A 26072-nucleotide genomic window follows, 5' to 3' on the forward strand; every position below is an offset into this window, starting at 1 on the left:
GTCCTATCGGGTCTGGGCTGCGGGGACGGGAGCGGGGAAGGCGGCGTCGAGGGCTTCGAGGTGGCCGCGGACCACGCCGCCGCCCAGCACGGGCGGGGCCGCCAGGGCCGCCACGGGTTCGACGTCGACGCCGAGGGAGGCCAGCGCGCGGATGGCCACGGGCATGCGCGCCCGGTCTCCGCCGTCGGAGATCTTGACGGCCACCGCGTGGCCGCTGGGGAGCCCGATGAGCTGGACGCCCTCGAAGCCGTCCTTGGCGAGGAAGCCCGGCAGCGCGCGCATGAGCGCCGTGACGTCGCGGCCTTCGCCGGCCACCATCTCGGGGTGCCGCATCATGGCGCGTGCGACGGCGGCGGCGGCCGCGTCGATGCCGGTACGGTCGGCAGACGGTGCCGCCGCGCCGTCGTCGGCTCCGGCGTTCTCGGCGGCTTCGGCGGCGAGGCGGGCCAGACGCCCGTAGCCGCGGGCCATCGCGGTGAGGCTGAGGGCCGGCAGGGGAGTGCCGCAGCCGTCGGTGGACCACTGGGCGGGCTCTTCGCCGGTGAGCTCGGTGACCGTCTCGGCGACGAGGCGCTGGAGCGGGTGGCCGGGATCGAGGTAGCCCTTCACCGCCCAGCCGTTCAGCGTGCAGACGCCGGCCATGGCGGCGTGCTTCCCGGAGCAGTTCTGGCAGATCTGATCCGCCGAGCCGCCGTCGCGGAGCCACTGCTCGCGCTCGGCGACGCCGTAGGGGAGGTCGCGGGAGTTCGCCAGGGCGTCCTCGGTCAGTCCGTGGAGCTCCAGGATGCGGTGCGCGCCGTCGCGGTGCTCGGGGCCTCCGCTGTGGCTGGCCGACGCCAGTGCGAGGAGGTCATCCGGCAGCTCGAGCCCGGCCCGCAGCATCGCGACGGCCTGGAACGGCTTGAGCGCGGAGCGCGGGTACATCGGGGTGAGGGGGTCCCCGGCGCCGAAGAGCAGCTCCCCGTCCGGGGAAACGACCGCGAATGAGCCGTAGTGGACCCCTTCGACGCGCTGGTCACGGCTCAGCGTGGCCAGAGGGACGTGGGACGGGACGTCGGGCATGGGTGGCGCCTTCCTTGCTGGGGGTGGGTCGTGCCGGGTCTGGGTGGTCCCGGCTGAGTCATGCCGGGCCTGGGCGGCCCGGCGGGGTCGTGGCGCCGGTCAGGCTCCGTCGAGGGAGTCGATGGCGGCGGTCACGGCGGCGAGATGGTCCCTCATGGCGCGCGCTGCGCCGTCGGGGGAGCCGGACTCGATCTCCGCGAGGATCGCGCTGTGCTCCTCGTCGGAGACGCGCTGACGGTCGGCCAGGAGGTTCAGGGTGCCGGACTGTTTGCCGAGGGCTTCGCGGAGATCGCTCACCACGGTCTCGAAGACCTTGTTCCCGCTGGCCCGGGCGATCTGGAGGTGGAACGCCGAGTCCAGGACGACCCAGGCCTCCGGATCGTCCTCGGAGAGCATGTCGTCCAGGATGCCGCGCAGGGTGTCCAGATCGTCCTCGGTGCGGCGTTCAGCGGCCAGCGACGCCGCAGGGACCTCGATGTGGGGGCGGGCCTCGGTGAGGTCCCGGGCGGAATAGCGGCCGAGCACCAGGTCGGTGGAGACGCGCGCGGAGACGACGAACGTGCCCTTGCCGGTGTGGGTCTCGGTCAGGCCGAGGGCGGCGCAGGACCGGAGGGCTTCGCGGATCACGGAGCGGCTGACGCCGTATCCGGAGGCGAGGGCGGCTTCGGAGGGGAGCTTGCTGCCGACCGCGAGGGTGCCGTCCTCGATGCTCTCCCGGAGCCGCGCGAGCACGGCCTCCTGGGCGCTGACACGGCCCAGAGGAGAAGGCGACGCTGCCTTCGTGCTCTGTCCGGCTGTCATGCTGTCTGACAGGTTCATGTGTCGAGTATGGCCCGGGTCACAAGGGGCTGTCAATCGGGAGCCGTCCGGTGCGGTTCGGCTGGCTTCGGTCTGGCTGGGTTTTCGACTTCACATTTTCCGTTTGAGGCGGGAGCCTGTCCCAGGCCCTGATCGGGGTAAACCCATGTGTGCGAGAGCATGGGAGAAGGAGCAGGGCCCATGGCCGGCAAGGTTCAGAACGTCCCCGGAAGCGGCCACTCTTCAAGGGTGAAGGAGAGGCGGGCCGCTGGACCACTATCCGGTAAGGGCCTCCGTTCTGCGGTGAGGACGTTTCTGCTCATCGTCCCGCCCGTTTTCGCCGCAGGTGTGTTTGCGGTGGGCGTTTGGTACATCATCGCGGTGGGTCCGGCCACAGCCATGCTCCGGGCGATCGGCGTGTCCTACGCGGAAAATCCGCTCGGAACGGTGGCTACGTTTGGTCTGGTCGTGATCCTTCTGCTGGTGATCTGCGGTCTGATCTGGCGTACTAAGACCGTCATGGGCCGACGCCGTCCCGTAGTTGTCAGTGACAGCCCCTTCCGGGGCGTCGGACCCTGGGGGACCCGCGCGTACGTCACTGGTGCATCGTCACCGATGCCCAGGGAGATGGCCGCCGTGAGCAAGGTCTATGGCGCCACTGTGGCACAGGTTGTAGTTGCCCGCAGCCTGCCTGGCGACGGGAGGAAGGATGGTGATGGCGCGGGCTGCGGATATCGCACGCCACCGCTTTAAGACTGGTCTTACGATCGAGGGACTGGCGCGTCACGAAGCAGCCCACGTGGTGGTCTGTCACTTCACCGGTGGAACGGTCGTGTCGTCTGACATTTACGGCCAAGAGAAAGGCGCAGTGACCAAATACACCCACGCGGGGCTTGAGCACATGGAGTACAGCGAAGCAGTGTGGTGTGCCATGGTGACGACAGCCGCTGGTCACGTCGCCGACCAGCTCGAAGGAGATCCGAACTTCTCCTCGACCCCTGACTTGGTAGCACTGAATGGCCTGGCCTATGTGTTCCTCGCCGCTGGGATTGAGCCCCCAGGTATCCGTTCGCGGCATGCGTTGAGAACCCTGAAGGGAACGGGACATGGCTGGTTGTCATCGTCCCCTGGTAGCGTTTAATTTCGTCGAGTTTTGCTTACGAAAGGACTATTCGGATGACTGTGTCTTCTTCTTCGAACGACTTTGACGAGCAGTTCTCTCGCGCCTTGGATTTGAGCATCGAGACGATGTCGGAGAATTTGACTCCTTCCGTAAAGGCTTTTCTCTCGGGAATCCGGGAGCGCAACAATGCCTTGCGTTCTCGCGGCGAGAAGGGTGTCACAGCCGAATATCTGGTCGTTGATCTGATTGGATTGCTCTCTGATTTTGAGAGTCGTCTTCGGAAGTTGGAGAACTCGCAAGTCGACGGAGAGTAGTAATTGAGATGTCCCATTGAAGATCGTCGAGGGTGGAACCCTCGGCGATCTTCTTGTGCAGCTTCTCTTACGCATCGGCGTTTTTCACGGGCGCGAGCCGCCGCAACGCGGGGCGCGGTGGACGCGGAAGTGCCCTCTCCGCAGCACCCGCCGCGCTGTTAGGCTGTGCCCCGTGATGAGAGTTCTCGACGTCGTGACCGGCGAGGGTGAAATACGCGGGACGCATGACCCGTTCATGCGTCCCACCCCCTGACATCTGACCCTCAGCCTGCCATCGGCAGGTCTGTCGGCATTTCCCGGGGTGGACGCCTTTCTCAGACGTTCCCTCAGGAGACTCCTTCATGCATGCATCTCACCGACGGCTCATCGCCGTCACCTTTTCCCTGCTCGGCCTCCAAGTGGGGGTGCGCGCCGTCCAATGGGCCGACGTCGCCGTCGTCCTCCGCCTCAGCCCGGAGCAACTCGGCATCAGCGCGGGCGTCGGCGCGGCCGCCGGGATCCTCACCCTCACCACGGGCGCGCTGCTCATCGACAGGGTGGGCCGCCGTCCTCTGCTCGTGGCGGGGCTCGTGGGCGCCGGAGGCAGCTTCCTCGCCAACGCCGCGGTCGCGGACTATGTCCAGTTCCTCCTCGCCTGCCTGGCGTACGGGTTGCTCATCAGCTTTCTCGACCTCGCGGCCAACGCCATCGGGTCCGACTTCGAACGTTCCACTGCGCAGGAGTCGATGGTCGGATTCCATTCCTGGTTCAGCCTCGCGGCCGCGGTGGGCGCGACGCTGAGCGCCGTGGGGAGCGCGGTCGGCGCCGGCTTCCGGCCGGCCTTCGCGCTCCTCGGCGTCGTCTTGATCGTCTCCGGCATCTGGACTCTGCGGCAGCCGCTGCCGCCCGTCACTCCGGCGGTGCCCCACGGCGGCCGGCCTCCGGTGCTCGGAGGCGTGCGGCTTCCGGCGAGCGTGCTGATCGCGGTGGCGATCGTCTTCCTGTGCTTCTTCGGCGACGGCATCCTGGAGACGTTCCTGGCGGTCCTGGTGCGTCACGAAGCCGGTGCGCAGGCGTGGCTCGCCGGATTGACGATCGCGGTGTTCCATTTCTCGTCCTGGCTGGGCCGGTCGGTCTCTCAGCGGGCGGTGACGCGCTGGGGTGATCGGGCGGTCCTCCTCGGCGCGGGAGCGATGTCCGCGCTGGCCATGGTGGCTTCCCTCTGGCTGACCGGCGGCTGGGTCGCGACGCTCGGGTTCGGTCTGGTGGGATTCGCCCTGTCGCCGATCGTGCCCCTCGGCATGTCGCTGGCGGGCCGGTACGCGCCGGCCGGATCCGAGGGGCGCGCGATCGGCCTCACCAACGGCGTCGGGTACTCGGCCTTCGTCCTCAGCCCGGTCGTGGCCGGCTGGGTTGCCGAACAGACCTCGATACCGTGGGGAGTAGGGTTGGCGGCACTGACCATGGCCGGTGTTTCGCTGGCGGCGCTGGCCCTGCCCGGCAGGTCTGGCGCCAAGGAGAGGGGAGCGGCCCGTGTCCGAGAGCACTGAGCTGCCGGAGATCGCGCAACCGGAGATTGGGCGGCCGGTGATAGGGCAGTTGGCGACTGCGCGGCCGGAGATCGTGTGTCTCTGTGGGTCGATGAGGTTCGCGGAGGAGTTCCGGGCCGCGCAGCGGGAGCTGGGCCTCGCCGGGGCGATCGTGGTCGCTCCGGTCGAATCAGCCTGGTCCGGTGAGGCGCTCACCGACGAGCGGAAGGCGTTCCTGGGTGAGCTCCACATCCGGAAGATCGACCTGGCGGATCGCGTCGTGGTCATCAACCCCGGTGGTTACGTCGGCGAGTCGACACAGCGCGAGATCGCCTACGCGCGATCGGCGGGGAAGCCTGTGGCGTTCACGCACCCGGTCTGAGCGGCTGCCTCGCTGACGCGAACGGCTCCAGCAGACGACGCCGGGCGGCACCGCCGGCCTCAGAGCACCAGGCGCCGCCCGGCGTCGTGCACGACAGTGCCGGCTGCGCGCGACGCCGCGCAGCCTCAGCCCAGAACGCTGAAGAAGATCGCGATCAGATGGCAGGTGAAGCCGAGCACCGTGAAGGCGTGGAAGAGCTCGTGGAAGCCGAAGACGTGGTAGCTGAAGTTCGGGCGCTTGAGCCCGTAGAAGACGGCGCCCGCGATGTAGAACGCGCCGCCGCAGCAGATCAGGATCGCGGCGGGCACGCTTGCCGCGAAGAACTGCGGAAGGAAAAGCAGCGCCGCGCAGCCGAGGGCCACGTAGATGGGGACGTAGAGCCAGCGGGGGGCATGCAGCCAGAGCAGCCGGAAAGCGACTGCGGCCAGCGCGCCGCCCCAGACGAGCCAGAGGACGAGGCTCGCCGTCGGGCGGTCGAGCAGGGTCCAGGCCAGAGGGGTGTAACTGCCCGCGATGACCAGCACGATGTTCGTGTGGTCCAGGCGCTTGAGGATGGCCTTGACCTTCGGGCTCCAATTGCCGCGATGGTAGATCGCGCTGACCGTGAAGAGCAGGAGGCCTGTGAAGGCGTAGACGGCCGACACGATCTTCCGGTCCGGCGTCGGAGCGAGGCAGATCAGGACGATGCTCGCCGCCAGGGCGAGAGGCGCCGCCACCGCGTGGATCCATCCCCGCCAGGCGGGCTTGATGGCCAGCATTTCGGCGCGGGCCGCCAGGCGGGCGGCAGGGGAGGAGGGCTGGTGTGGAGCTACTGACCGCATGGTCCCATGCTAACTTACGCTTCCGTAGGTTACCGACGAGTAACCTGAATGCTGCCCCGGAGTGCCTCTCTCAGGCGGTAGCCTTGGACTCGGAAGTCCCGCGGCGCGGGTACGCGCGAACGGAAGAGGTGGGACTTGATGAGCATTCAGGATTTCCTCTACGGCATGTACGAGCGCCGCCTGGAACACGGGCTGGCCAAGGACCGGATCCCGGGTCACATCGGGGTCATGGTGGATGGCAACCGGCGCTGGGCCAAGCAGTTCAACGCCCCCTCGAGCCGGGGGCACCAGGCCGGCGCGGACAAGATCCTGGAGTTCCTGCACTGGTGTCAGGAACTCGGCGTCAAAGTCGTCACGCTCTACATGCTCTCCACGGACAACATGAGCCGCTCCTCCGAAGAGCTCGACGAGCTCATGACGATCATCGCGGACACGCTCGACCGCCTCGACGAGGACGAGAACATCTCCGTCCACGCGATGGGCGCCCCGGAACTGCTCCCGGATTACCTCGCGGAACGCCTCAGCCGCCTCACCCACAAGACTCCCGTCCAGGAGGCCGTGCACGTCAATGTGGCGGTCGGTTATGGCGGACGGCGCGAGATCGTCGACGCCGTGCGCGCGCTCATGAAGGACGCCGCCGGACGAGGCGAGACCCTGGAAACCCTCTCCTCCTCGCTCACGGTGGAGGATATCTCCCGGTTCCTCTACACCGCGGGACAGCCCGATCCGGATCTCGTGATCCGCACCTCTGGAGAGCAGCGTCTGTCCGGCTTCCTCATGTGGCAGAGCGCGTACAGCGAGTTCTACTTCTGCGAGGCCCTCTGGCCGGCGTTCCGCAAGGTCGATTTCCTCCGCGCCCTCCGTGACTACGCGGGCCGGCAGCGCCGCTTCGGGACTTGACTGTGCCTATTGCGTTGTGTGCTCAGTTGTTGCGGGTGATTCCGCGAAACACCCGCAACAACTGAGCACACAACGACGACGGCGCGGGGCCTAGCCGCGGTACCGCTCGCGGTATTCGGACTCGAGCATGCCGAGATGCACCTTGTCGTGGAACTCGCCGCGGTGGAACACGGCGTCCCGCTCCCGGCCCTCCTCCACGAAACCGAGCGAACGGTACAGCCGCAGGGCGCGGTCGTTGAAGGACCAGGTGTCCAGGGCGGCCTTGTGGGCGGCCATCTCCTCGAAGACCACCCGCAGCATGACGCGCAGGGCGTCCCCGCCGAAACCCTGCCCCTGATACCGGGGGCCGATCATAATGGCGAGCGTCGCCGTCCGGACGCGCGGGTTCATGCCCCAGGCGGTCACGTGCCCCACCAGCTCGCCACCCTGGGACATCTCGCCGCTTTGAGCGATGATGCTGAACCCCGCGGCCTTCATCGTGTCGTTCTTGCTCCACTGCTGGAACAGCTCGGTGATGTCCTCGGTGGGAAGCGGCGAGGTCGTGTAGCGCTGGAGCACGGCGAGCCCGGGATCGTTCCACCAGCCCGTGAGCTCCGGGAGATCCTCGGGAAGCATGCCCCGCAGCACCGTCAGTTCGCCCGTGTAGAGCCCGCTCGCCCATTCCTGCATCGTCGTCGTCGCCATGAAGCCAGCCTATCGGGATGCCCCGGGTGGTCCCGGACTCGGCCGTTCACGGAAAATTAACGCCGCGCTTGCCGTGGCGGCTGTCGTGGCCGGGCCGCCGGGGTTAGCGTGGTCCTAACGCCGGGGAACACTCCCGGCGCCACGGGAGGCCATCCATGGAGCGAGGAATCGCACCAGCTGCGGGGGAGGCCGGATCCGGCCTCCGGGCCGACCGCCTCACCTAGATCAATCCGGGCGAGCGCCCGGGGCTGGAGTTGATGTGGCTATTTCCGATGTGACCACCGCGAACGACACGGCGCAGGGCACCGGTGCCAAGAAGAGCACCGCGAAGAAAGCTACCTCTCGCACCACGCGGGGGCGTTCCGCGACCGGGACGGACCCGGCGCCCACCGGCCGCAGTTTCGTGATCGACACCTCCGTTCTTCTCTCCGATCCGCGGGCGCTGCTCCGGTTCGCCGAGCATGAGGTGATCGTTCCGGTGGTCGTGATCGCCGAGCTGGAAGGCAAACGTCACGACCCGGAACTGGGCTACTTCGCCCGCAAGGCGCTGCGGCTGCTGGATGACCTCCGCGTGGAGCACGGCAGCCTCAACCGGCCCATCCCGCTCGGGACCGACGGCGGCTCCCTCCGGGTGGAACTGAACCACATCAGCGCCGAGGTGCTTCCGGCCGGCTTCCGGTCCGGTGACAACGACGCGCGGATCCTGGCGGTGGCGAAGAACCTCGCCGATGAGGGCCACGACGTCACGGTGGTGTCCAAGGATCTGCCCATGCGCGTGAAGGCCTCCGCCATGGGCCTGGCCGCCGACGAATACCGCAACGAACTCGTCAAGGACACCGGCTGGACGGGCCTGTCCGAGCTGGACGTCACCGAGGACGAGGTTTCCACCCTCTACGGCCACGAACCGGTGCTGATCCCGGCCGCCGCCGAGCTGCCGGTGAACACCGGTCTGGTGATGCTCTCGCCGCGTGGTTCGGCCCTGGGCCGGGTGGGCGCGGACAAGCAGGTGCGCCTCGTCAAGGGCGACCGGGACGTGTTCGGGCTCCACGGACGGTCGGCGGAACAGCGCCTGGCGATCGACATGCTCATGGACCCCACGGTCGGGATCGTGTCCCTCGGTGGCCGGGCGGGAACCGGCAAGTCGGCGCTGGCCCTCTGCGCCGGCCTGGAGGCGGTCCTGGAGCGTCAGGAGCACCGGAAGGTGGTCGTGTTCCGGCCCCTGTACGCGGTTGGCGGCCAGGAGCTCGGGTACCTGCCCGGGTCCGAGGCGGAGAAGATGAACCCCTGGGCGCAGGCCGTGTTCGACACCCTCGGCGCCCTGGTCTCCCAGGAAGTGGTCGAGGAGGTCATGGACCGCGGCATGCTGGAGGTGCTGCCGCTCACGCACATCCGTGGACGCTCGTTGCACGATTCGTTCGTAATCGTGGACGAGGCGCAGTCCCTGGAGAAGAACGTGCTCCTCACCGTGATGAGCCGCATGGGCCAGAATTCCAAGATCGTCCTCACCCACGACGTCGCGCAGCGCGACAACCTGCGCGTCGGACGCCACGACGGCATCGCCGCCGTCGTCGAGACGCTCAAGGGGCACCCGCTGTTCGCGCACATGACCCTGACGCGGAGCGAGCGCTCGCCGATCGCTGCCCTCGTCACGGAGCTGCTGGAAGGCGCGGAGATCTAGACCGCCGCTCCCACCCCACGCGAACCGCCATGAGGTGCCCGTATTCCCTCGGATACGGGCACCTAGTGGCGATTCGGGTAGGTGGGCGGGCCGGCGGGACGGTACACGAGCGTGAGCACACCGCGGCTGTCGGTGTGCGAACTGAGCAGTTCGAGCGCAAGGTCCGGACCGTCCTGCGGGAACGGCCGATCGCCCTGTCCCAGCACGACGGGAACCACCAGAAGGGTCAGTTCGTCCACCAGTCCGCGTTCCAGGAGCCAGCGGACCAGCTTGACGCTCCCGTGGACCTGGAGCTCGCCGCCCGGCGCGTCCTTCAGTTCCCGGATCCGGGTTTCCAGATCCCCGCTGAGCCGGGTGGCGCCTTCCCAGGGGGTCTCAGGTTCGGACGATGAGACCAGATATTTGGGGGCACTGTTCAAAGCATCGGCGATGGCGTGACCGCCGGGTGGCATCGAACCCCAGTATGGCGCGAACACGTCGTAGGTGGTGCGGCCGAAGAGGAACGCGCCGGCCCGCTGATAGGTCTCGACGATGTAACCGAACGTCTCGTCGTCGAACGCGCCCATCGCCCAGCCGCCCCGGGTGAAGCCGTTCCGGAGGTCCTGCTCCGTCGCTCCGCCATTGCCCTGCGCGACGCCATCGACGGTCACCTGCGTCATGGTGGTCAGTTTCATGGGGGCCACTTCCTTCCTCGCTTCATCGTAGGGGCGCGACGGCGGGTGGAGCAGTGCGCTCAGGCGTCCAGGCCGATGAAGCGGGCGAAAGCCTCGTGACCTTCGACCTCCAGCTCCCAGTCGGGCCGCCGGAAGTCCGCGGCGTCCAGCCGGAGCTGCTGGATCTCGGCGGGACCCTGCGCGGACGACTCCCGGTGCAGACCGTTGTCCCGGTATCCCAGCGCGTGCGAGACACCGAGGGACCGCTCGTTCCACACCGCAGCGGCGGATTCCGCGACCTCGGCGCCGAGGTGGTCGAAGGCGTAGAGGAGAATCGCCGCACGCATCTCCTTGCCGAGCCCTTGCCCCTGCGAGGACTTCCTCATCCAGGACCCGCTCGACACCACCCGGAACGCCGCGAACTCCTTGGCCATGAGGGACTGGGACCCGATCAGCTCCCCGTCGTGCCAGATCCCGAACGCGAGGTCCCAGTTCTCGGGCGTGAACCGGGAACGCGCGCCCCAGTGGAACTGCGCGGTGTTCGCCGGGAGCTCGTGGTCCGGCGCCTCGGACCAGGCGACGGAGAACGGGGACTTGCCGGGCTCGTGAATACCGGACCGGACCGCCTCGATGAGCTGGGGGAGTTCGTTGTCGCGGATCAGGCGCAGCTCCACGCGCGGAGTGCGCAGCACCAGGCCGAAGGGCGGGAAGATCTCCTCGAGAGTCAGCATGGCGACGAGTCTAGCCAACGCGCTGCTCTGGCCAACGCGGCGGACCGCCAGGCCCGCGGTGGCCGGGGGAGAACCGGAGGGCCTTGGCTGTGAATGGCCCTGCCACGGCAGCCCCGTTAGAGTCGGCCCATGCTCACACGGATGACCCAGCTCTGGAACCTCGGCGCAGGCTGGCCGCTCGCCGCTTCGATCCTCCTGGCCCTCGTCCTCCTGCTCTTCGTCTACGCGGCGGGGCGCCTGGCCTGGATCGATGCGAAGACCCGCCTCCTCCCGGACCGGTTCATGCTGCCCTGGGCGGCGGTTTCGGGCGTGCTGTTGCTGGCGGCGTGCGTGTGCGCGGGCAACCTCCCGATCGACTTCGGCTGGGTCGCCTACGCTCCGTCCGCGAACGAAGTCTTCAGTCCCGGGGGCTTCACCAGCCACGGTGCGCCGGGCTCCGCGGAGTGGCTGCACTCCCTGTTCGAGCAGCGGGCGGACCTGGCCGCGCCGCTCTGGGGCGTCTGGGGTCTGCGCGTGGTCGCCGGGGGCGTGCTCGCGTGGCTGTTCCACTTTCTGCTGCGCGCCGTCAGCCCGCCCAGCCTCGGTTTCGGAGACGTGAAACTCGCCGGGGTGCTCGGCATGCATCTGGGGTACGTGGGCTGGTGGCCGCTGCTGCTCGGGACGCTGCTCGCGTTCACCCTGGCCGGGCTCACAGCCCTGGTGCTGGTGCTGGTCCGACGGGTGGGGTGGCGTGACTCGATCCCCTTCGGACCGTTCATGATCGCCGGCGCCGCCGTGGCGCTGGCGCTGCCCGCCTGAGGAAACGCTGACGCACGGACCACCGTCGCACGGACCACCGTCGCACGGACCACCGACGCGCGACGGCGGGCCCGCCGTCGCGCGTCAGAGCGTCGCCAGATACGCGCGCACGCGCTGCCCCAGGTCGCGTTCGCGAGCGGCCAAGGCGTCTACGAGCCCGGCCAGCCGCTCGACGTCGCGCGCATGGGACGGCTCTCCACGCCGCCGGCGGGGTCGCGAGGTCAGCTCCTCGCAGCGTCGCAGCGCCAGGATCTGCGCGCGAACTCTCAAACGCCTGTCCTCCAGTTCCGGGGTTCCAGAGGCGTGTTCCACGGTGACGGCGTCGAGGTCCGCCGCGTCCTCGCGGAGGAAGAGCGCTTCCAGACGGGTTTCCACGGCTCGGAGCGTCCGGTCGTTCTCCTGACGCGAGGCGGTGCGGTTCCGGCGTCGCCCCGAAAGCCAGACCGGCACGGCGGCGAGACCGGCCAGGCCCAGGACCACCCCTACGCCGATTCCCACCCGGTTGGCCTGCGACTCCGTCCAGGCGGGCTTTCCGAGGCTGCCCGCCAGGTCCTGGTTCAGAAGGTAGACCGGGTGGTAGACGGACAGGTGGGGGTCATCGCTCGAGTTCCAGTCACCGCGGTTCAGATACTCGCCCGCGAGGCGGGGCGCGGGGGTCGGGCCCCAGGCAAGGCCGAGGCCGCGGTATTCGCCGTGTCCGACGTCGCGCACCACGTGGATCATGACGTCCGGGTACAGGTCTCCTGTGGCAGGATCGACGAGATCCGGGACCGAGGCGATGGCAGCGCGCACCGCGGCGTCCTGATCGGCCCGGCTCAGATCATCGAACCTCCGGCCGGTGGAGCGGCCGACCGGCCTGGCTTCCGTGACCACGTCCAGCTCGGGTGCGGCGGGGAGGGCCACGACGGCGAGGCGCCACGGGACGAAGGCGCGGACTTTGGCGGCGTCGGCGTCCGCCTGCTGCAGTGTCGGCCAGCCCGGCCCTCGCGGGAGTGAGACGAAATGGACCGTCTTGTCCTGCCCGATGGCGCCCACGCCTCCGATGGCGGCCTGCGTCACCCAGCCGACGCCCGCCACCGCCAGGCACAGTGCGATCAGCAGGCCCAGGACGAAGGCGCCGCCCCGGGCGGACTCGGCCCGATGACTCCGGGGCGTCACTTCCCGGGGCGCCGTCTCGCGTCGCGGAGTCACCTCGCGTGCCGCCACACCACGCCGAGGCGCCATGGCGTCCAGCTCGGCGCGTGCCGTGTCCCACCACCGTTCCACGCCGCCCACCGTCAGCGGCGCCGGCCCGGCGGGATCCTGGCCGCCCGGAGCAGATGACAGTGCCAGCACGAGCGGCGACTCCGGATCCTCCGCGGACTGTTCGGCGGCGAGGAGCACGGACTGCTCCGGAGCGACTCGAGCCGCTGCGGCCAGCCCCTCCCTGAGGACCGTGACCAGTGCGGAGGACGTCTCCCTCGCCGCCGTCCGAAGCCCTTCCGCGAGGGCCTCAGGATCGACGGGTTCCGCGGAGGGATCTCCCCGGAGCGCCGCGCCGAGAGGCAGCAACGACTCCCGGACCCGTTCCAGCCTCCGGACGGCCTCCCCGACCTCGCCTCGCACCGGCACCCGGTGCTTCGGCGAGCACGGCACTGATACGGTCCGGGGCTTCGATGAAAGGCCGGCTGTTCAGGTCCCACACGTCGGGCGCGGCCGGGGAGTTCAGGAGGAGGGCCGTGCCCTGGGAGACGGCGTCGTCCAGGTGGTCGAGCCGCGTGGCCTGGTCCCGGAAGGCCAGGGCCTCGTCCTGGCTGAGGTCGTTCATCGTCGGCATGCCGATCGGGAGCCGGGCATAGAGCCCGTCCTCGGCACGGGTCAGTTCCAGCGAGCGGGCCTCGACCTCACGGCCCGTGTCGCGGAGGCGCTGCGCGGTGCTGGAACGCGTGAGCCCGTCCAGACGGACTGTCGCGAGCCGCGTCAGCTCCAGATCCAGCGTGACCGTGGCGAGATGACGTGATCCCACCGCGAGGTCATGCCACAGCTCACGGCGTTCCCTGGCCTGGCGCAGATGGCGGCGCAGCAGAAGTCCTGTGCACAGTGCCCCTGCCGCGACGAGTGCCAGCCAGCCGAACGGGGTGCGGTTGAGGGCCTGAGATTGAGCGTCGACGGCGGCGCGGGCTGCCAGGGCGGCCGCCCCGGCGCGTTGGCCGGCGGAGTGGGCGTTGTCGAAGGCATCGGACACCATGTCATCGCCGTCGGGTTCGTACTCCTTCTCGTCGTGGGGGACGGAGAGCCAGCTTTTCGCGACGCGCGCTCCGGCATATGTCCCGTCGACCACCACCGACACCGTGCCGGGACCGGGCGATGCGCACTGAGGGGCGGAGGCGGCATCGCAGACGAGCAGCCGGGTGGGCTCATAGGCGAGGAGCTCTCCGCCCAGCGCCGCGCGCACCTGGTCCGCGCTCACGGCGGTTCCGTGGACTTCGACGGTCACCGGCGTCGTCGGGATGTTGAGGGCGACACCCGTGAGAGCCGCGAGCAGGGTCAGCGCGCCGACGACGAGGGCGCCCCACGGACGCTCCCGGCGCGGTGCGTTGCGCTGGCTGCCTGCCGTGTCCCTGGCCATCGTCCCCCTCGGTGCCTGCCGTGTGTGCCGTGCGATTCCGTGTCCGCCGGCGTGCCCGCCGTGGTCCGCGCCCATCCTATGTCAGCGCCACGAGGCACTCACCCGGGAAACACGACGACGGCGCCGGACCCCTGTGCGGGATCCGGCGCCGTCGTGGCCGGGCCGGCGGTGGCGCCGGCCGGGAGGTGCTGTCAGTACTTGCCCGTCATGCTCGTGACGTCGAGGGCCTTGTCCAGGACCTCCTCGGTGACCTTGCCGTCGCCCTCGCCGACGAAACCGAGCTTCTCGGTGGCCTGGCGGATGGTCAGACCCTCCTTGACGGCGGTCTTGGCGATCTTCGCGGCGTTCTCGTAGCCGATGTACTTGTTCAGCGGCGTCACGATGGACGGGGAGGCCTCGGCCAGGAAGCGGGCGCGCTCCTCGTTGGCGCTGATGCCGTCGATCATCTTGTCCGCCATGACACGCGAGGTGTTGGTCAGCAGGCGGATGGACTCGAGCAGGTTCGCGGCCATGACCGGGATGCCCACGTTCAGCTCGAAGGCGCCGTTGGTGGAGGACAGGGCGATGGTGGTGTCGTTGCCGATGACCTGGGCGGCGACCATGATGGCGGCCTCGCAGATCACGGGGTTGACCTTGCCCGGCATGATCGAGGAGCCCGGCTGCAGATCCGGAATGGCGATCTCGCCGAGGCCCGTGTTGGGGCCGGAGCCCATCCAGCGAAGGTCGTTGCTGATCTTCATGATGGAGTAGGCGATCGTGCGCAGCTGGCCGGAGACCTCGATCAGACCGTCGCGGTTGGCCTGGGCCTCGAAGTGGTTGCGGGCCTCGGTGATGGGCAGCGCGGTGTCCTCGGCGAGCAGGGCGATGACCCGCTGCGGGAAGCCGTCCGGGGTGTTGATGCCGGTGCCGACGGCGGTGCCGCCCTGGGGGACTTCGGCCACGCGCGGCAGGGAGGCGTGGATGCGCTCGATGCCGTAACGGATCTGGGCCTCGTAGCCGCCGAACTCCTGGCCGAGGGTGACCGGGGTGGCATCCATGAGGTGGGTGCGGCCGGACTTGACGATGCCCTTGAACTCCTCGGCCTTGCGGGAGAGGGAGGCGGCCAGGTAGGTCAGGGCCGGGACCAGGTCGTTGAGCAGCGCGTTGGTCGCGGCGACGTGCACCGAGGTGGGGAACACGTCGTTGGAGGACTGGGAGGCGTTGACGTGGTCGTTCGGGTGGACGACGCGGTCGCTGCCCTTGTCCGCGAAGGAGCGGGTGGCGAGCTCGGCCAGGACCTCGTTCATGTTCATGTTGGAGGAGGTGCCGGAACCGGTCTGGAAGACGTCGATCGGGAACTGATCGTCGAATTCACCGGCGGCCACGCGATCCGCGGCGTCGGCGATGGCGTCGGCGAGATCTCCGTCGATCACTCCGAGTTCTTCGTTGGCGCGGGCGGCGGCCTTCTTGACCCGGGCGAGCGCTTCGATGTGCTTGCGTTCCAGGGTCTTGCCGGAAATGGGGAAGTTCTCCACGGCACGCTGGGTCTGGGCCTTGTAGAGCGCGTTCACGGGGACGCGGACCTCGCCCATGGTGTCGTGTTCGATGCGGAATTCTTCAGCAGCAGAAGTCATGCCCTTACTGTATGACGCACGACGGCGGCGCTGAAACTCGCGTCGCGCCACCGGGGGCGCATGTGGCGGAGGTCATGGCCGGCCCGGCTGCCCGGGCCGGCAGGGCGCGCCTCAGTCCTGGAAGTGCCCGACGCCGGAGACCAGGTCTGCGCGGCCTTCCTCGAGGCGGTAGGCCATGCCCACCACCGCGGTGCGGCCGGCGTCGATGGCCGCCTTGATGGAGGGGGAGCGCTCCACGAGCCGCTCGGCGGTCTGGCGGGTGTGTTCCACCACCATGTCGTTGACCTCGTGTTCCCCGTGACGCAGGGAGTTCAGAACCGACGGCGTGATGCGCTCGACCAGGTTGCGGATGTAGCCGCCGGGCATGTCCCCGGAGTCCACGGCCTCCTTGGTAGCCGTCACGGCGCCGCAGTTGTCGTGGCCCAGGACCACGATCAGGGGGATGCCGAGGACGTCCACGCCGTATTCGAGCGTTCCGAGAACGGCGTCGTCCATCACCTGGCCGGCGGTGCGGATGACGAAGGCGTCACCGAGGCCGAGGTCGAAGATGATCTCGGCGGCGAGGCGGGAATCGGAGCAGCCGAAGATCAGGGTGAAGGGATTCTGGGCGTTGACCAGGGAACTGCGTCGGCTGGCGTCCTGATTGGGGTGGGAGGACGTGCCTGAGACGAAACGGGCGTTGCCTTCGACGAGTTTCTGCCAGGCCTGCTGGGGGGTCAGATTCGAGCTCACGCCGCCTACTTTACGCGGTGGGCGAGGCGGAGGGCGCAGGCGTGACGCCAGGCGCCGCGTCGACGGCTTTCAGCACGGCGGAGGCCACGACATCGAACTCCTTGAGGTCCGCGCGGCCGTTCAGCACCAGGGTGTAGCCGCGGTGCTCCAGGACCAGTGTCTTGGGTCCGGTGCCCTTGTCCCGCAGGGTCCAGTCCTGGCCGTCGATGGTGCGCTTGCCCGTGACCGGGGCGTTGTCCGCGATCTGCGCCACCCAGGTGGGGTTGCCCTTCCTGGTCTGGGTCAGCCCGACGAAGCCCTCGGCGGGCGAGACGAAGCCGACTTCCCAGGCGGGAACGCCGGACTCCGTGCCGGACTTCCAGCGCGCGTAGTTCGGGTGCCAGCCGGAGGGGAGCACCGGAGCGGCCGGAGTGAAACCCGCCACTGGAGCTGCGTTGACGGACACGGCGGAGACGTCGATCTTCGGGTCGTAGCCAGGCTGCTTCGGCTGGGCGTTCAGGAGGATGACCGGCAGGATGCAGGCGATCGACACCGCGAGGGCGAGGATCATGCCGATCACCGACGCGTTGGCCCGCTTGGCCGCGTTCTTCGTGAGAACTGCCTTGAACCCCGGTTCCCCTGGCAGGGGACCTCGGCCCGACGCTTCGCCGGCAGCCTCAGGAACCGCCTCGGACGAGGGGTCTTCGGTGGCGGGAAGGGGGGTCTTGGCGGAATCACTCACCCCTCCATGGTCCCCCATGCCGGGCGCCCAGCGCCAAACGGGTGGGATGCGCCACTGTGACACTGTTGCACCTGTCACATCAGGGCGTCGCAAGGTGCCCGCGGTCTATGATCGTTTCGAGGACCGAACGCCCCTCTCCCGGCGCCTTCGGAGCCCGGGTCCGATCTTTCAGCAGAACTCAACGAAGAGGTACACGGTGGCCGCAGCTTCCAGCGCTAGCAAGTATTCAACGATCTCCCCGGACCTCGCGGTCGGGAATGACGAGCCGGACCGAAACCTCGCGCTGGAGCTCGTGCGCGTGACCGAGGCCGCCGCGATCGCGGGCGGTCACTGGGTCGGTTTCGGCGACAAGAACAAGGCCGACGGCGCTGCGGTGGATGCCATGCGGTCCTTCCTCAAGACGGTCCACTTCAATGGTGTGGTGGTCATCGGCGAGGGTGAGAAGGACGAAGCCCCCATGCTGTTCAACGGCGAACAGGTGGGCGACGGCACCGGCCCCGAGTGCGATGTTGCCGTGGACCCGATCGACGGTACCCGTCTGACCGCCCTGGGCATCAACAACGCCCTGGCCGTCCTGGCCGTGGCCGAGCGTGGTTCCATGTTCGACCCGTCCGCCGTGTTCTACATGGAGAAGCTCGTGACGGGTCCGGAGGCCGCCGACATGGTGGACCTCCGCCTGCCCGTGAAGCAGAACCTGCACCTCATCGCCAAGGCCAAGGGCGTCAAGATCAACCAGGTGACCGTCTGCGTGCTGGACCGTGACCGCCACAAGCCGCTCGTGGAGGAGATCCGCGACGCAGGCGCCCGGACCAAGTTCATCCTCGATGGCGACGTGGCCGGAGCGATCGCGGCGGCCCGCACCGGGACCGGCGTCGACGCCCTGATGGGTATCGGCGGCACTCCGGAAGGCGTCGTGGCGGCGTGCGCCATCAAGTCCCTCGGCGGCGTCATCCAGGGCCGTCTCTGGCCGACGAGCGACGAGGAGAAGCAGAAGGCGATCGACGCCGGTCACGACCTCGACCGCGTGCTGACCACCAACGACCTCGTCACGAGCGACAACTGCTACTTCGCCGCGACCGGCATCACCGACGGCGACCTGCTGCGCGGTGTGCGGTACCAGAAGGACCGCGTGGTCACGCAGTCGATCGTCATGCGTTCCAAGTCGGGCACCGTGCGTCTGGTCGACGCCGAGCACCACGCCTCCAAGTGGGAGAGCTGGGCGCGCCGCTGAGCAGCGCGCTCCTGAGGGGCCGCTGAGACACCGTGCTCCCGAGCCACGCTGATGAAGGGCCATGCCACCGGATCCCCGGGGTGTGGCCCTTCGTCGTGCTGTCCATGCTGTCCGGGCACCGGCATTGACCGCTCCCCGCCGCCGCATACGATAGGGGCATGACGGGCACTTACCAGGATGGGGACTGGATCGCGGCGCAGGACCCTGGCGCCCCTCCCGCCCGGCTTTCAGAGATCGCTTACCGGCGCTGGGACCTCCACCCGGTGCTCGAGGCCAATCCGGCCCTGCGACCGGAACTCCGGCAGTGGATCGCGCAGGTCAATCCTCCTCATCTGCGGCAGTACGGACAGCACGGCTTTCCGCCGGCTCCGCAGCCGGGTTTTCAGCAACCCGTCGGCCCCCCTCAGTCTCCTCAGGGGTACGTGGAGGGAGGATATGGCGCCCAGGGCTATGGCCCGGGGGCGCCTCCTCAGGGTGGTTATGCACCTGCCGCCCCTGGTGCGGCCACGTATGGTCCGGGGCCGGGCAGCCCCGCAGCTCAGCGTCGGAACCGGCCGGGTCCGTGGATCGCGGGGTGCGGCTGCCTCGCCCTGGTTTTCGTGCTGGTCGTGGTGGGCCTTGGGTTCGGAGGCCTGGCCTCGGTCTTCTCCTCGTCCGACCGGCAGGGGAGACCCGTCGCCGTCGAGCCGCCCCGTACTGTGCGTCCCTCGGCAAGTCCGGGCGCTGAGGAGCAGCTGCGGGCGTTCGACGCCGAGACGAAGAAGTTCAACCAGCTGGCCGCCACGCTCAGAAACAATCCGGTGGGGCCGATCGTCGCCGATTCCCGGAGGATCGGAGTTCTCGAACAGCGGATCAAGTCACCGGGTCTCAGCGCACGCTCAGCTGCCCCGCTGGTGAATGAGGCGCGGCAGATACGGCAGGAGCTTGAGCGGAAGATCGCCCAGGCGAAGGTCCGGCGGGTGAACGCTTCAGGGTCGGTTTCCGAAGGTTTGGTGGACAGCGCGGGAAACGGTTTCATCGACATCCGCTGGGACGCTGCCACGGCTTGCGGCAAGTCGAAGTCCAAGACGGGCCGGACGGTCGGCTGCGTGAAGGGATCGGATCCCCTGACGGTGCATCTCCTCAAGGAAAGCGCGTTCTCCGACGACTGGGATCTGCGGATGGTTGTGGTCCACGAGCTGGCCCACGTCTATCAGCGGGCCGACGACCGGACTTCCGCGCCTGGTCAGAGCCGTGCCGACCGTCTGGTGGCCCGCGGACTGTTCCAGAAGAGCGACGAGAAAATGGCCGATTGCTACTCTCTCACCTACTACAACGAATGGACGCTGCGAGGGCCCGGGTACGAGATCGGGTACGGCTATGTCTGCAATGCCTCCGAGCGTCAGGCAATCCGTTCCTGGGCGGCGGCGATCAAAGCGCCGATGCCGAAATAGTCTCCGGCGATCCTGCGGTGATCTCTCCGCGACGGAATTCGAAGCCGGCCGGTTATTCGCGAATCTACGATTTGCTTTTCCGCATTTCAGGATATCTCCGGAGAAAAGAAATTCGATTAAACGCGTTTATCGCACCATGTAGACTGGAGACCATGGTTGACGTGAAGGTGTGCACCGAACAGGCGGCATGGGATGCCCATATCAGGGAACACGGCGGGCACCCGCTGCAGCTCTGGGGCTGGGGGACTCTCAAGGAGCGCGGAGCCTGGCGCGCGGCTCGTCTGCAGGTGGTCGACGGCGAGAAGGTCATCGGCGCCGCGCAGGTCCTCCGGCGTTCGCTGCCGTTCCCGTTCCGCTCCTTCCTGTACGTCCCCCGCGGCCCCGTCTGCGCCCCGGAAGACCGCGGACGCGTGCTCAAGGCGCTCCGCGACTACCTGAAGAAGAACTACTCGGGCAAGGCCGTCAACATCATGATCGAGCCGGACTGGGAGGGCTCCATGCCCGCCGGGTCCGAGGAGTGGAAGCCCGCCCGCAACAAGCTCCTGCTGGGGGACACCCTCGTCCTGGACCTCACCCAGGATGAGGAGACGCTGTTGGCCGCCATGCATCAGAAGCGCCGGCAGGACATCCGTAAATTCGGGAACAAGGGTTTTGAACTCCGCGAAGTGACGGATCATGCGGGCATTGCGCGGTGCCTGGAGATTTACAAGGAAATCGCGGACCGCGCCGGATTCGAATTGCACGACGACGCCTATTATTACGCCATTTTCGATGACCTGGGCGACGGCAGCCCGGTGTATGAATTGGTGGACCATGAAGGCGAGACCGTGGGTTTCCAGTTCCTGCTGGTCACCCCGCGGGTGGCGTTCGCCCTGTACGGCGGCGTGAACGCCAAGGGCCGCAAGCTCCGGGCGAACGGCGGCTTCGAGTGGGAGTGCATGAAGCTCATGAAGTCACAGGGCGTGGAGCAGTTCGACCTGAACGGCCTCCTCAACGACCGCATCAGTGACTTCAAGCGTTACTTCGCGAAGCACGAGAACCACTTCGTGGGCAGCTACGCCCTGCCGCTGTCCGTGGCCAACCCTCTCTGGGAGGTCGCGCTGCCTCAGGCCAAGAAGGTCATGAGCAAGACCCGTGGCCTGCTCGCCACGGTCAAGGCCAAGCTCAAGGGGTCCTGACCCACGTGCCGTCCCGGGCTGCGCAGCCCTGAACGGAACGAAGCAGCCCTGATCGGAACGAAGCAGCCCTGAACGGAACGAAGGCGTGGCCCCCGCAGGGGAATCCGGGAGGATTCCGGTGCGGGAGCCACGCCTTCGTCGTGCCGGACGCGTCCGGAGATAGGTATTAACTCAGCCGGGCTTTCATCTGCCGCTCACGCGGCAGAGGCGATGCCCAGTCCCGTGCTGACGGCGAAGGCGAGCACGTCGCCGTCGTCGTCCGTCGCCCCTGTCACCGCGGGGTGGGCTGTCACGGGGTCCTCCGACGCCGGGATGAAGGCGCTTTCGCCAGGCTGCAGGATCAGCTCGCCCTGGGGCGAGTCCAGGCGGAGGGCACCGCGCACCACCAAGAGGACCGTCCCGCCGTCCTGGCGGATGGCGAGGTGCTCGGCGGCATCCCGCAGCTCGATGCGCTGCAGGGCGAATTCGCGGAACGGCGGGGTGAAGATCTCCTGGCCGAGGAGCGTCTCCTGGCGAGGGGTGCGCGGCACCTCCGGCAGGGGAGTGAAATCGACCGTGGCCAGGAGCTCGGGCACGTCGACGTGCTTGGGGGTCAGACCGCCGCGCAGCACATTGTCCGAATTGGCCATGACCTCGATCCCGAGGCCCTCCAGGTAGGCGTGAACATTCCCGGCCGGCAGGTGGATGGCATCGCCCGGCGCCAGCTCCACGAGATTGAGCAGGAGGGAGACGAGGACACCCGGATCACCGGGGTACTTGTCCTGAAGGCCCGCCGAGGCTTCCAGCGCGGCGCGGTGCGGATCGTCCGCGGTCAGGCCATCGACGACGGCCCGCAGACCGGAGGTGACGACGGCCAGCCCTTCGCCCCCGGCGAGCAGCGCGGCGAAGGCGGTCCGGAGGGGCTCAGCCCCGCGCAGGGCCGCGGCGATCCCCGCGGCATAGTGCCGCGCGTCGTCGTGCGTGGATCCGGAGGCCAGCGCCTCGAAGAGCGCCACCGACTGCCCCACCGGGCGAAACCCGCACAGCGCCCGGAACGGGGTGAGCGCCAGGATCATCTCCGGCTTGTGATTGTCATCCTTGTAGTTCCGGGAGGCGGCGTCGCGCGGGGGACACCCGCGGCGTTCTCCCGCGCGAATCCCTCCCGTGCCTGTTCCAGGCTCGGATGGACTTGGAGGGACAGGGGCTCGGCCGCGGCCAGGACCTTCATCAGATACGGCAGCCGCGGGCCGAACGCGGCCACGCTCCCGGCTCCCAGGCAATGCTCCGGATCCTCCGCGATGACTTCGTCCAGCCCGCGTCCTCCGGACACCCGTGAAGGCGAATCCGGGTGGGCGCCGATCCACAGCTCCGCCTCCGGACCGCCCGAGGGGACGCGTCCCAGCAGCTCGGCAATGGCCGTGGTGGAACCCCACGCATAGGGGCGCAGCTCATTGTCGAGGCGAAGCATCACGGGTGTCCTTTCAGGAGCGGAAGGGGACCGGGCGGGGTCAGAGAGCGGCGCAATTGCCGTTCTTCGCCAGCAGCTGGTCCAGTGTCTGGTAGTCCTGGGCATCATAAAGCGAATTGAGATAAGCCGCCGTGATGGGCTGCCCGTCCGGGCGTGTGGTGCTCAGCGGGAAGTCCGGCGGCAGTTCGTCCGCGAGGTGCGGCCGCACCGCACCCTGTGCCTGAACCCCCAGGCCGGGCGCGACGGCGGAGGCGACCGAGCCGTCCTCACTCACCGAGCCGGGCAGCAGCGGAGCCGCGGCCTTGGCCGGCTTCCCGCTCGCCTTGGCCAGCAGCGCCTTGACCTTCGAGTGGATGAGATCGAAGTTCGGATCACCCAGGCTGAAGTCCGCCGGGAAGTCCGGCGGACCCACCGTCATGCGGACCGTCGGCTGACCCTTGGCCTTGGCCGCCAGGTCCACGAAGCCGCCGAGCTGGCCCTGCGGGATGTCGGTGTCCACGACGTGCGCACCCGCCTTGGCGATCGCCTCGAACTTGGTGATCACGGTGGCCGGATCGAGCTGCTTGATCATGGCCTGCTGCACGCACTGCTGACGCTGGACGCGGGCGAAGTCGTCCACGTTCTCGCGGGAACGGGCGAACCACTGGGCCTGGAAGCCGTTGAGAGTCTGGTTGCCGGGGTGGATCCAGCCGTCCGGCTTCACGTGCCGGGTGTCGCTGCCGGGCAGCATGCCGGCGCTGATGGGCACCCACGCGCCCACGCGCATCTTCACCCCGCCCATGGCGTCGATCAGCTGGGCGAAGCCGTCCATGTCGATCAGGGCGTAGGCCTGGATAGTGATCCCGAGGGTGCCGGAGATGGCGTCCTTGGTGGCTTCGGCGCCCGCGTTCTTCCCGGCGCCGTAGAGGTCCTTGTGGTTGTTGGTGGCATCCGTGTAGACCGCGTTCAGCAGGCAGTTCAGGGGGTCCGGATCGCAGTTGTTGAAACCGTCCGGGTAGATGCGGTGCATGGGCGAGCTGTCCGGGAACTTCGCATACTGCAGGGAGCGCGGCACCGAGATGATCGCGGAGGCGCCCGTGGTGGCGTCGATGCTGATGACGGACATGCTGTCCGGCCGGAGACCCTCGCGGCCCTGGCCGGCGTCACCGCCGAGCAGTGCGATGTTGTAGCGGCCGTCCACCGGATCGAAAGGCGGCCGGCCGGCGTCGAACACATCGCCCAGGGCGCCCCGGGCCACGTTGACGAGGTAGGCGCCGTAGCCGAGCGCGCCGCAGCTGAGCACCATCAGCACCACGAGCACGGCGGCCACAGGGGCCTTCCAACGGGGCGGCAGGATGGCCAGGCGGCACAGGCGGAAGGTGTTCACCCACACGAGCGCCCACCCGATGAGGAGCGCCACCAGCCCGATCATCCAGACCACCATGAGGACCGGATGCGTCAGGATGGACAGCAGCAGGGCCCGGTTCAGCAGGCCGATCACCAGGGACAGGAGCACGAGGGCCCATACGGCGAAGGTGACGCGCAGGGCGATGCGCCCGAAGCGGCGGTCACCGGCCACCACTTGCGCGGCGCCGGGGACCAGAAGGGTGAGGGCGATGAGGACCCAGGCGCGGCGCACCCGGTCGCCCGGCTCCGCCTCCTGAGGCCGGCGGATCGGGTCGTCCAGGCGGATGCGGCTCATCATGGCGCCCCTAGGCCTGCGCCTCATCCACGATGGTTCCGAGCGGCACTCCGGGGGCTCCGAAGACCTCCGCCGCCTTGGCCCGCAGGGAGGCGCCCTTGGCCGAGGCCACCGCGTTCAGGCTTTCGGAGAAGCGGAGCAGGTCCTCACGCAGGGACTGCGCGAATTCGCCGTCGCCGGCGGCGAGCATGCGGACGGCCAGGAGGCCGGCATTGCGCGCCCCGCCGATGGAGACCGTGGCCACCGGCACGCCGGCCGGCATCTGCACGATGGAGAGGAGCGAGTCCATCCCGTCCAGGGTCTTCAGCGGCACGGGGACGCCGATGACGGGAAGCGGGGTCACGGAGGCGAGCATCCCGGGCAGGTGGGCCGCGCCGCCGGCGCCGGCGATGATGACGCGCAGACCGCGTTCGTGCGCCTGCTGCCCGTAACGGATCATCTCCGTGGGCATGCGGTGGGCGGAGACGACGTCGGCTTCGAACGGCACGCCGAACTCGTGCAGGGCTTCGGCGGCGGCCTCCATGACGGGCCAGTCGGAGTCCGAACCCATGACGAGTCCTACAAGGGGAGTGGTGTTGCTGCTCATGCGTGTCCGATCGTTGTCTGGGGATTCAGCGGTCAGGGTGTTGCGATGGTCAGGAGCCGGCGCCGTCGCGCAGAATGGACGCCACGCGGCCGGCCTGCTCGCGCAGTTCGTCGGCCTGGGAGGCATCCGGGGCCACGATGTTCACGTGCCCGATCTTGCGGCCCGGGCGGACCGACTTGCCGTAATTGTGGACTTTGGCGCCCGGGGCGGCCGCGAGGGCGGCCGGCATGGCGGCGTAAATGTCCTGGTTGGCGCCGCCCAGGAAGTTCTTCATGACGGCCACGCCGCCCAGCACGTCCGTGGCGCCGAGGGGGAGGTCCAGGACCGCCCGCAGATGCTGTTCGAACTGGCTCGTCACGGAGCCGTCCTGGGTCCAGTGGCCCGTGTTGTGCGGTCGCATGGCCAGTTCATTGATGAGGAAGCCGGAGCCTACGCCGGGCGTTTCGAACAGTTCGGCGGCCATCACGCCGGTCACGCCGAGCTCGGCGGCGAGGGTCAGCGCCGCTGCCTCGGCGGCCTGCGCGACGGCGGGATCCAGGCCGGGTGCGGGAACGATCACCTCGTCGCAGACGCCGTCCACCTGAATGGTGTGCGCGACGGGCCAGACCCGCTCCTCGCCACTCGGCGTGCGCCCCACCAGCACGGAGAGCTCGCGGGAGAACTCGACCTTGGCCTCGGCCAGCAGCGGGGACATGGACTCGAACCAGGAGGCGCAGTCCGCGGCCTCGGCGGCGTCGTCGACGATCCGCACGCCTTTGCCGTCGTAGCCGCCGCGCGGGGTCTTGAGGACCACGGGCCAGCCGATGCGGTCGCCGAACTCCACGAGCGCGTCCACGGAATCCACAGAGGCCCACTCGGGGTTGGGCAGACCGAGGCGGTCCACGGCGGTGCGCATCACGATCTTGTCCTGCGCGTGCACGAGGGCGTCCGGGCCGGGCTGGACGTTGACGCCCTCGGCGATCAGCGCCCGCAGGTGCTCGGTGGGGACGTGTTCATGGTCGAACGTGATGACGTCGACGTCCCGGGCGAACGCGCGCAGCGCCTCGAGATCACGGTAATCGCCGATTGGGGTCGTCTTGACGGCGGCCACCGCGGAGACGTCCGGGCCCTCGGCCAGGACGCGGAGTTCCACGCCGAGTTCGACGGCCTCCGGGGCCATCATCCGGGCCAGCTGGCCGCCACCGATCACACCAACAACAGGGAAAGTCACGCCCCTAAGCCTACCGAACGCGGCCGGACCCGCCCTCAGCAGGCACTCAGCGTGACCCGCGGCGGGCCCTTCGTGACAGCCAGGGAAGGGGCCTCGGGTCCACGATGGGTCCGCGGTGTGTCCCCTCCGCGGGTCCCCGTCACACGGCCGGCGTTCCGCACCCGCAGAAGCCCGGCAAAG

24 protein-coding genes and 2 pseudogenes are annotated in these 26072 nt (G+C 68.7%); 11 read left to right on the forward strand and 15 right to left on the reverse strand.

All coding sequences use genetic code 11. From position 1 onward, the window contains the following. Positions 1-3: 3 nt before the first annotated feature. Together QFZ52_RS03170 and QFZ52_RS03175 are read right to left on the reverse strand one after the other, a co-directional pair. Positions 4-1062, reverse strand: a complete 1059-nt coding sequence (locus tag QFZ52_RS03170; RefSeq protein ID WP_307496195.1) for an asparaginase — start codon at positions 1060-1062, stop codon at positions 4-6. A 99-nt stretch (positions 1063-1161) separates the two neighbouring features. Further along, positions 1162-1881: a FadR/GntR family transcriptional regulator gene (locus QFZ52_RS03175; protein WP_307496196.1), complete on the reverse strand. Its 720-nt coding sequence runs from the start codon at positions 1879-1881 to the stop codon at positions 1162-1164. 688 nt (positions 1882-2569) lie between these two features. Here QFZ52_RS03175 and QFZ52_RS03180 point away from each other — a divergent pair. From QFZ52_RS03180 to QFZ52_RS03195, 4 genes are all read left to right on the forward strand, one after another. Next, positions 2570-3001: a hypothetical protein gene (locus QFZ52_RS03180; protein WP_307496197.1), complete on the forward strand. Its 432-nt coding sequence runs from the start codon at positions 2570-2572 to the stop codon at positions 2999-3001. Between the two features lie 35 nt (positions 3002-3036). Continuing rightward, on the forward strand, positions 3037-3297 hold the full coding sequence (locus QFZ52_RS03185) for a hypothetical protein (protein ID WP_307496198.1): 261 nt from the start codon (positions 3037-3039) through the stop codon (positions 3295-3297). A 341-nt stretch (positions 3298-3638) separates the two neighbouring features. After that, on the forward strand, positions 3639-4826 hold the full coding sequence (locus QFZ52_RS03190) for an MFS transporter (RefSeq protein WP_307496199.1): 1188 nt from the start codon (positions 3639-3641) through the stop codon (positions 4824-4826). Between the two features lie 91 nt (positions 4827-4917). Further along, positions 4918-5187 carry a hypothetical protein gene (locus tag QFZ52_RS03195; protein WP_307496200.1) on the forward strand — a complete coding sequence of 90 codons (270 nt, stop codon included), beginning with the start codon at positions 4918-4920 and terminating at the stop codon, positions 5185-5187. A gap of 125 nt (positions 5188-5312) precedes the next feature. Here QFZ52_RS03195 and trhA read toward each other — a convergent pair whose 3' ends face one another. Further along, on the reverse strand, positions 5313-6008 hold the full coding sequence (trhA, locus tag QFZ52_RS03200) for a PAQR family membrane homeostasis protein TrhA (protein ID WP_307496201.1): 696 nt from the start codon (positions 6006-6008) through the stop codon (positions 5313-5315). 138 nt (positions 6009-6146) lie between these two features. Between trhA and QFZ52_RS03205 the strand changes: the two genes are divergently transcribed. Next, the gene (locus QFZ52_RS03205; RefSeq protein ID WP_307496202.1) at positions 6147-6908 is read left to right on the forward strand and encodes an isoprenyl transferase; all 762 of its coding nucleotides are present in this window, start codon (positions 6147-6149) and stop codon (positions 6906-6908) included. A 90-nt stretch (positions 6909-6998) separates the two neighbouring features. On the opposite strand, the gene QFZ52_RS03210 is transcribed toward QFZ52_RS03205, so the two are convergent. Then, positions 6999-7592, reverse strand: a complete 594-nt coding sequence (locus QFZ52_RS03210; protein ID WP_307496203.1) for a GNAT family N-acetyltransferase — start codon at positions 7590-7592, stop codon at positions 6999-7001. A gap of 274 nt (positions 7593-7866) precedes the next feature. Between QFZ52_RS03210 and QFZ52_RS03215 the strand changes: the two genes are divergently transcribed. Next, positions 7867-9270, forward strand: a complete 1404-nt coding sequence (locus tag QFZ52_RS03215) for a PhoH family protein (RefSeq protein WP_373425695.1) — start codon at positions 7867-7869, stop codon at positions 9268-9270. A gap of 62 nt (positions 9271-9332) precedes the next feature. Here QFZ52_RS03215 and QFZ52_RS03220 read toward each other — a convergent pair whose 3' ends face one another. Together QFZ52_RS03220 and QFZ52_RS03225 are read right to left on the reverse strand one after the other, a co-directional pair. Continuing rightward, on the reverse strand, positions 9333-9944 hold the full coding sequence (locus QFZ52_RS03220; protein ID WP_307496204.1) for a dihydrofolate reductase family protein: 612 nt from the start codon (positions 9942-9944) through the stop codon (positions 9333-9335). 59 nt (positions 9945-10003) lie between these two features. Then, entirely contained in the window at positions 10004-10654 is a 651-nt protein-coding gene (locus tag QFZ52_RS03225) for a GNAT family N-acetyltransferase (protein ID WP_307496205.1), read from the reverse strand. Positions 10655-10783: 129 nt separating this feature from the next. Between QFZ52_RS03225 and QFZ52_RS03230 the strand changes: the two genes are divergently transcribed. Further along, a complete protein-coding gene (locus tag QFZ52_RS03230; RefSeq protein WP_307496206.1) occupies positions 10784-11452 on the forward strand; it encodes a prepilin peptidase in 669 nt (222 codons plus the stop codon). Positions 11453-11536: 84 nt separating this feature from the next. Here the strand turns inward: QFZ52_RS03230 and QFZ52_RS03235 are convergent, their stop codons facing one another. From QFZ52_RS03235 to QFZ52_RS03255, 5 genes are all read right to left on the reverse strand, one after another. Beyond that, on the reverse strand, positions 11537-13057 hold the full coding sequence (locus QFZ52_RS03235) for a hypothetical protein (protein ID WP_307496207.1): 1521 nt from the start codon (positions 13055-13057) through the stop codon (positions 11537-11539). Next, positions 12945-14060 carry a DUF5129 domain-containing protein gene (locus QFZ52_RS03240; protein WP_307496208.1) on the reverse strand — a complete coding sequence of 372 codons (1116 nt, stop codon included), beginning with the start codon at positions 14058-14060 and terminating at the stop codon, positions 12945-12947. Before QFZ52_RS03240 ends, QFZ52_RS03235 begins: the two co-directional genes overlap by 113 nt. Before the next feature lie 191 nt (positions 14061-14251). Then, positions 14252-15673 (reverse strand): class II fumarate hydratase, encoded by a 1422-nt coding sequence (locus tag QFZ52_RS03245; RefSeq protein ID WP_307496209.1) that lies wholly within the window; start codon positions 15671-15673, stop codon positions 14252-14254. Between the two features lie 111 nt (positions 15674-15784). Continuing rightward, positions 15785-16405: a carbonic anhydrase gene (locus QFZ52_RS03250; RefSeq protein WP_307496210.1), complete on the reverse strand. Its 621-nt coding sequence runs from the start codon at positions 16403-16405 to the stop codon at positions 15785-15787. 10 nt (positions 16406-16415) lie between these two features. Beyond that, entirely contained in the window at positions 16416-17126 is a 711-nt protein-coding gene (locus QFZ52_RS03255) for a DUF4245 domain-containing protein (protein WP_307496211.1), read from the reverse strand. Between the two features lie 196 nt (positions 17127-17322). Here QFZ52_RS03255 and glpX point away from each other — a divergent pair, with 196 nt between their 5' ends. The 4 genes and pseudogenes from glpX to QFZ52_RS03270 all read left to right on the forward strand — a co-directional run bounded on the left by glpX (position 17323) and on the right by QFZ52_RS03270 (position 20968). Further along, positions 17323-18357: a class II fructose-bisphosphatase gene (gene glpX / locus QFZ52_RS03260; protein ID WP_307496213.1), complete on the forward strand. Its 1035-nt coding sequence runs from the start codon at positions 17323-17325 to the stop codon at positions 18355-18357. A gap of 158 nt (positions 18358-18515) precedes the next feature. Beyond that, positions 18516-18686, forward strand: a pseudogene (locus tag QFZ52_RS16200) (variant leucine-rich repeat-containing protein); the annotation flags it as partial. A 270-nt stretch (positions 18687-18956) separates the two neighbouring features. Further along, positions 18957-19790 carry a hypothetical protein gene (locus QFZ52_RS03265; protein WP_307496214.1) on the forward strand — a complete coding sequence of 278 codons (834 nt, stop codon included), beginning with the start codon at positions 18957-18959 and terminating at the stop codon, positions 19788-19790. 152 nt (positions 19791-19942) lie between these two features. After that, positions 19943-20968, forward strand: coding sequence for a lipid II:glycine glycyltransferase FemX (locus QFZ52_RS03270; RefSeq protein WP_307496215.1), 1026 nt, complete (start codon positions 19943-19945; stop codon positions 20966-20968). Between the two features lie 194 nt (positions 20969-21162). Here the strand turns inward: QFZ52_RS03270 and manA are convergent. The 4 genes and pseudogenes from manA to QFZ52_RS03290 form a co-directional block, all read right to left on the reverse strand. Continuing rightward, positions 21163-22415: pseudogene (gene manA / locus QFZ52_RS03275) on the reverse strand (mannose-6-phosphate isomerase, class I). 40 nt (positions 22416-22455) lie between these two features. After that, on the reverse strand, positions 22456-24099 hold the full coding sequence (locus QFZ52_RS03280; protein ID WP_307496216.1) for an LCP family protein: 1644 nt from the start codon (positions 24097-24099) through the stop codon (positions 22456-22458). A gap of 7 nt (positions 24100-24106) precedes the next feature. Further along, positions 24107-24682 carry a 5-(carboxyamino)imidazole ribonucleotide mutase gene (gene purE / locus QFZ52_RS03285; protein WP_307496217.1) on the reverse strand — a complete coding sequence of 192 codons (576 nt, stop codon included), beginning with the start codon at positions 24680-24682 and terminating at the stop codon, positions 24107-24109. A gap of 49 nt (positions 24683-24731) precedes the next feature. Then, on the reverse strand, positions 24732-25892 hold the full coding sequence (locus QFZ52_RS03290) for a 5-(carboxyamino)imidazole ribonucleotide synthase (protein WP_307496218.1): 1161 nt from the start codon (positions 25890-25892) through the stop codon (positions 24732-24734). Positions 25893-26072: the final 180 nt, after the last annotated feature.

Origin of the sequence: Arthrobacter woluwensis (assembly GCF_030816155.1) — a bacterium.
GTDB lineage: Bacteria > Actinomycetota > Actinomycetes > Actinomycetales > Micrococcaceae > Arthrobacter_E > Arthrobacter_E woluwensis_A.

Bases quoted from the DNA above. Each gene is read 5' to 3' on its own strand.
- QFZ52_RS03170 (WP_307496195.1), bottom strand. From the start codon at position 1,062: ATGCCCGACGTCCCGTCCCACGTCCCTCTGGCCACGCTGAGCCGTGAC.
- QFZ52_RS03175 (WP_307496196.1), bottom strand. From the start codon at position 1,881: ATGAACCTGTCAGACAGCATGACAGCCGGACAGAGCACGAAGGCAGCG.
- QFZ52_RS03180 (WP_307496197.1), top strand. From the start codon at position 2,570: ATGGTGATGGCGCGGGCTGCGGATATCGCACGCCACCGCTTTAAGACT.
- QFZ52_RS03185 (WP_307496198.1), top strand. From the start codon at position 3,037: ATGACTGTGTCTTCTTCTTCGAACGACTTTGACGAGCAGTTCTCTCGC.
- QFZ52_RS03190 (WP_307496199.1), top strand. From the start codon at position 3,639: ATGCATGCATCTCACCGACGGCTCATCGCCGTCACCTTTTCCCTGCTC.
- QFZ52_RS03195 (WP_307496200.1), top strand. From the start codon at position 4,918: ATGAGGTTCGCGGAGGAGTTCCGGGCCGCGCAGCGGGAGCTGGGCCTC.
- trhA (WP_307496201.1), bottom strand. From the start codon at position 6,008: ATGCGGTCAGTAGCTCCACACCAGCCCTCCTCCCCTGCCGCCCGCCTG.
- QFZ52_RS03205 (WP_307496202.1), top strand. From the start codon at position 6,147: ATGAGCATTCAGGATTTCCTCTACGGCATGTACGAGCGCCGCCTGGAA.
- QFZ52_RS03210 (WP_307496203.1), bottom strand. From the start codon at position 7,592: ATGGCGACGACGACGATGCAGGAATGGGCGAGCGGGCTCTACACGGGC.
- QFZ52_RS03220 (WP_307496204.1), bottom strand. From the start codon at position 9,944: ATGAAACTGACCACCATGACGCAGGTGACCGTCGATGGCGTCGCGCAG.
- QFZ52_RS03225 (WP_307496205.1), bottom strand. From the start codon at position 10,654: ATGCTGACTCTCGAGGAGATCTTCCCGCCCTTCGGCCTGGTGCTGCGC.
- QFZ52_RS03230 (WP_307496206.1), top strand. From the start codon at position 10,784: ATGCTCACACGGATGACCCAGCTCTGGAACCTCGGCGCAGGCTGGCCG.
- QFZ52_RS03240 (WP_307496208.1), bottom strand. From the start codon at position 14,060: ATGGCCAGGGACACGGCAGGCAGCCAGCGCAACGCACCGCGCCGGGAG.
- QFZ52_RS03245 (WP_307496209.1), bottom strand. From the start codon at position 15,673: ATGACTTCTGCTGCTGAAGAATTCCGCATCGAACACGACACCATGGGC.
- QFZ52_RS03270 (WP_307496215.1), top strand. From the start codon at position 19,943: ATGGTTGACGTGAAGGTGTGCACCGAACAGGCGGCATGGGATGCCCAT.
- QFZ52_RS03280 (WP_307496216.1), bottom strand. From the start codon at position 24,099: ATGATGAGCCGCATCCGCCTGGACGACCCGATCCGCCGGCCTCAGGAG.
- purE (WP_307496217.1), bottom strand. From the start codon at position 24,682: ATGAGCAGCAACACCACTCCCCTTGTAGGACTCGTCATGGGTTCGGAC.